The organism is Kosmotoga sp., from assembly GCF_982836095.1.
In genome coordinates this window covers 1-3,715 of sequence record NZ_CEYIHJ010000175.1, presented here as the reverse complement: position 1 = coordinate 3,715, position 3,715 = coordinate 1, and the positions used below count along the sequence as shown (strand labels likewise).

Below are 3,715 nucleotides of genomic sequence, written 5' to 3'. Positions count from 1 at the left end.
CAAGTGCCATCGACAGTTGCAGTAGGCATATTTTCAAAAACCCACAATTCTCCGCTTTCATCCATAGCGATATAGTTTACCCACGAGGGCAATAGAGCCATAAAGTCATAGAAAAACCCTTGAGAGTCCTCTGAATTTTGTACTTCTTCTATTGGAAGCACCGTCGCAGTATCGCCAAAAAATTCTGTAAGTTTTTGGTGAAGCTCTTCTGGGGTATCAGCTACAATTTCTGTAATTTGTGCCGCTTCTCTATTTTGGGCTTCGTTGTTAACGAGCAAGGAAGTCAATGAATATACCAAAGTGATACAATCACCTTCATCCATCAAGTCTTTTTTATCATCTTTCAGCACTTTTGTAACCATCTGGTCAAGAAGATTACGAGTTATAACATAATTGTGGGCTTCATTGTGGATTCTTAAAATTTCTTTCCAATCTTCTTTGTCGATTGGGACTAACACCGCTTCGTTTTCCATATATCACCTTTCAATTTTCTTTTATTGTAACAAAAATCAGCTTAGGGAGGGCTTGTTGTAGGGGTGTATAAGGTTAGTTCAAACTCTTTGCACAGGGATTTGATGATTTTAAGCTCTTGGACAGTGTTATCAACACAACATTTTGAGGATTTTAGCAGGTTAACTAATTCTTTTATTTCAGCTTGAATTAATAAATAGAGAGCTTCAAGTGTTTTTATATCTTTTTTATACCTATTTGCAGTGTTTTTGCCTATTCCCGCAACAGTTTGAAAGTTTCTATCACTCATTTTTTTCATATTATGTGGCATTAAATAAGGAAGAAAAATAGTAGTTACAAAATTTTTTACCAAATTCTTAGCAGCTTTTTGCATTGTTTGGTGTTTCTGGGTTTTCGCCAATTTTCGGTTGAAAGAGGCTCTGAATTCAGAAGCTTTGGCGTTTTCATCAAAGTTATTTACCATACTTGCTACAGTTGCCTGTACCTCATCCTCTGTAAGTGGCTCTTCAAATTGTTTGTTTTGATACAAAGCCCAAGCTAAAGTCTTGTCATAATCGATATCTTTTGTTCTTTTAAATCTATTTCTTAGATAAACCCCTAAATTGTGGGTTAAAGAGGAGTTTCTTGCTCCCATTTTCACCTTGGACAGGTTTATATATTTTCCGGTATAGTCGTTTTGCTTTTGCTCTTCCTGAAAATCTTTGATATCTTTATCGACAATTCCAGAATGTTTAAACAACTTATAAAAATCAGATAAAGTATATTCAACATCTGTAAAAATATAGTTCTTAGCTTTTAAAGGGTTCCTGAAAATATGCCCACTGTTAAGCATTTTTGCATGAGAATCGGCGGCAAATATATCTACAAGGGCATTTACAGTGAATTTATAGAGGGAATGAGCAGAAGTTCCGGGCTTTATAGGGTATTTCAGTAGCCACCAAAGGTGATAACCTTTATCTGTTTCCACTATGAACGTAGGAACTAAAGGAAATTTTTCAACTTTTTTTAAGATATCCTTTTTACTGCCTTTGTCTATGTCTATGATCAAAGACGGTAAAAAGTATTTGGAACCGACCAGAAAGAATTTGTAATCCTCTAAAGCTGTAGCAGCAGGAACATATTCAGGCGGGCATTTACTCGGTTTATCTTGATAAGCCCTGTTATTGTGGTATTTATCAAGACATTTTAGTAAAATCTCTTTTTCCCGCATAAACGCTCCTAAACAAAATTTGCAGCAGTATAACTCAGAAAGCCTTAAGGTTTATTTAAAATTCCTCCCAAAGTTCTTTTATCTTAATATATTATATCGTTTTTACCTTTTTCTTTGAAGATTTCACCTCTCCTTTGAGGGTATATACTTTACTTAAGGGGTGGGGCAGTCTGTTACACCTTTTTAAAGGAGTATTTAAGGTGTAATATATAATAATTGTTCAATTCGATTGAAAGGCTTACTGTGAGTAAAGTAAATAGTGAATTCAAAGTGCATGAAATGGGTGCAATCACAGAAGAGGAATTTAGTTATACTAAAATTTGGAATTTCATAAAGAGAAAGATTTTAAATGATGGTGTAAATGATGATAGATTGCTTGCAATACCTATAGGTACACCTAAATCTTGGTTGAGTGGAGAATATTATCTTCAATCCGAAGATGAAAAATATGTTGTGCATTGTGGTATTCTTCATGACGTGGCTGTTTTTTACTTTGACGCAGGAGAACCTTCCGAAGATTTAGCTTATGAGCTATTTCGGATGATTAAAAAATTAAAGAGGAGAAAGAAAAATGAGATTGACTGAATCGCCCTTGGTTGTTGTAGATACAAGGTTGTTGATGTATTTTTTACACCATAGAAAAGGAAAGGTTCTCGGTGTGACCAATCTGGTGGCTGAAAAATATTTTTCCGTGCTTTCAATTCCTCCCCGAAAAGTTGTGTTTGCAATGGATAAGGGGGATTCTTTCAGAAAGAATATTTTCAAGGACTATAAAGCTCATCGCAGAGAGCGGGATAAAAAACTTTCAAAAGTCGATAAGGACAGATTGAACGCTTTCAACAAATTGTATCAGAAAATTCCAGATTTCCTTAGAAATTATGGCAACGTTATGCAAGTGCCCTCTATTGAGGCTGACGATATTGCTTCTGCTTTATCCTTTGGGATAGACACAAATAAAACTCCCATTGTTTTTTTGACCTCGGATGAAGATTGGGTAAAGTTCATGAAAGACGGTGTTTATCTTGCTCATGTAGAGAGGGAAGAGCTATATTCCTTTTCAGATATAGAGCATGTTTATGGTTATAAGCCGGAGTGGAAAGTGCATATCGACTGTGTTACGGGAGTCAGTAAAGAAAACGTTCCCGGAATTATCAAATTAGGAAAAACAAGAGCCACTTCTTTGTTGCAATCTGTAGAGGGAGATATAGAACAGTTTTTGCTTACCCTTGAGCAGTTTGTCGCTGAGGGGAAATATGGAATGAAATTGCCTGAACAATTTTCTTCCGTTCAGGAGTTGTATGAGTTCAATAAAGTATTGTTTTCTCCTTTATCTTTTAGTGATTTTCATAGTGATGTTGTGAACACTTTGAAAACCCAATATGCAGAAAGACCGTCCAAATCAGTCAATGCTATTGTTGACAGCTCTATGAGTCTTATGGACACTATTTATTACCCCACGGAAAAGGAGGTATCTTTCTATGGTTTAAAGCGTGATTAAGCAATTTATGGCATAATTACAAGGTGGAATCAGTTCTGGGGGACATGGTGGCTTGCCTGTGTCCCCTGTTAACTCTGCAAGCAAAACTAAAACAACACTATAAGGAGACCTTATGACTTACGAAGAACTTCTGGCGATTGGCTACGATGAAGAAACTGCTAAAGCTTTGGCAGAAACAAGTGGTGGAAACAAAGGTTCAAGCCTTCCTTTCCCGGTACTCAAACTAAACTACGATACTAAAGACATTCTTATTGATCGTGGTATTAAAAAAGGTGAGTTTATTGCCGGATGGGGTATCGATAACAAAAAGCTTCAGATTACAGAAGAAGGGGAAGTGCTTAAACAGCCGTTGGAGTTTTTCATCGTATCTTCTGTGTATCAACAGTCACATTTTGATATCAAGTCAAGCTCTACAGACATCATCACCGATATCTATTTTGACCCGTTCCAATCTAAAAAAATGATTGACAAGAAATCCGGTAAAACTATCGGAGAACTGAAAGAAGCAGGAAAAGAAGTCAAATTCAACAATATTC

Annotated in this window: 5 protein-coding genes; 3 read left to right on the top strand and 2 right to left on the bottom strand. The window is 36.1% G+C overall.

Annotated elements, in window-relative coordinates; translation table 11 throughout:
- A partial coding sequence (locus AC3LHT_RS09550) for a hypothetical protein (protein WP_488662725.1) occupies nucleotides 1–473 on the bottom strand: 473 nt, incomplete at its 3' end.
- A gap of 41 nt (nucleotides 474–514) precedes the next feature.
- Nucleotides 515–1,681 carry a primase C-terminal domain-containing protein gene (locus tag AC3LHT_RS09545; protein WP_488662724.1) on the bottom strand — a complete coding sequence of 389 codons (1,167 nt, stop codon included), beginning with the start codon at nucleotides 1,679–1,681 and terminating at the stop codon, nucleotides 515–517.
- A 243-nt stretch (nucleotides 1,682–1,924) separates the two neighbouring features.
- On the opposite strand from AC3LHT_RS09545, the gene AC3LHT_RS09540 reads away from it, so the two are divergent.
- From AC3LHT_RS09540 to AC3LHT_RS09530, 3 genes are all read left to right on the top strand, one after another.
- On the top strand, nucleotides 1,925–2,266 hold the full coding sequence (locus tag AC3LHT_RS09540; RefSeq protein ID WP_488662723.1) for a hypothetical protein: 342 nt from the start codon (nucleotides 1,925–1,927) through the stop codon (nucleotides 2,264–2,266).
- A complete protein-coding gene (locus AC3LHT_RS09535; RefSeq protein WP_488662722.1) occupies nucleotides 2,253–3,179 on the top strand; it encodes a PIN domain-containing protein in 927 nt (308 codons plus the stop codon). The genes AC3LHT_RS09540 and AC3LHT_RS09535 overlap by 14 nt, the downstream gene beginning before the upstream one ends.
- Before the next feature lie 112 nt (nucleotides 3,180–3,291).
- The coding region (locus AC3LHT_RS09530) for a hypothetical protein (protein WP_488662721.1) at nucleotides 3,292–3,715 on the top strand (424 nt) is incomplete at its 3' end.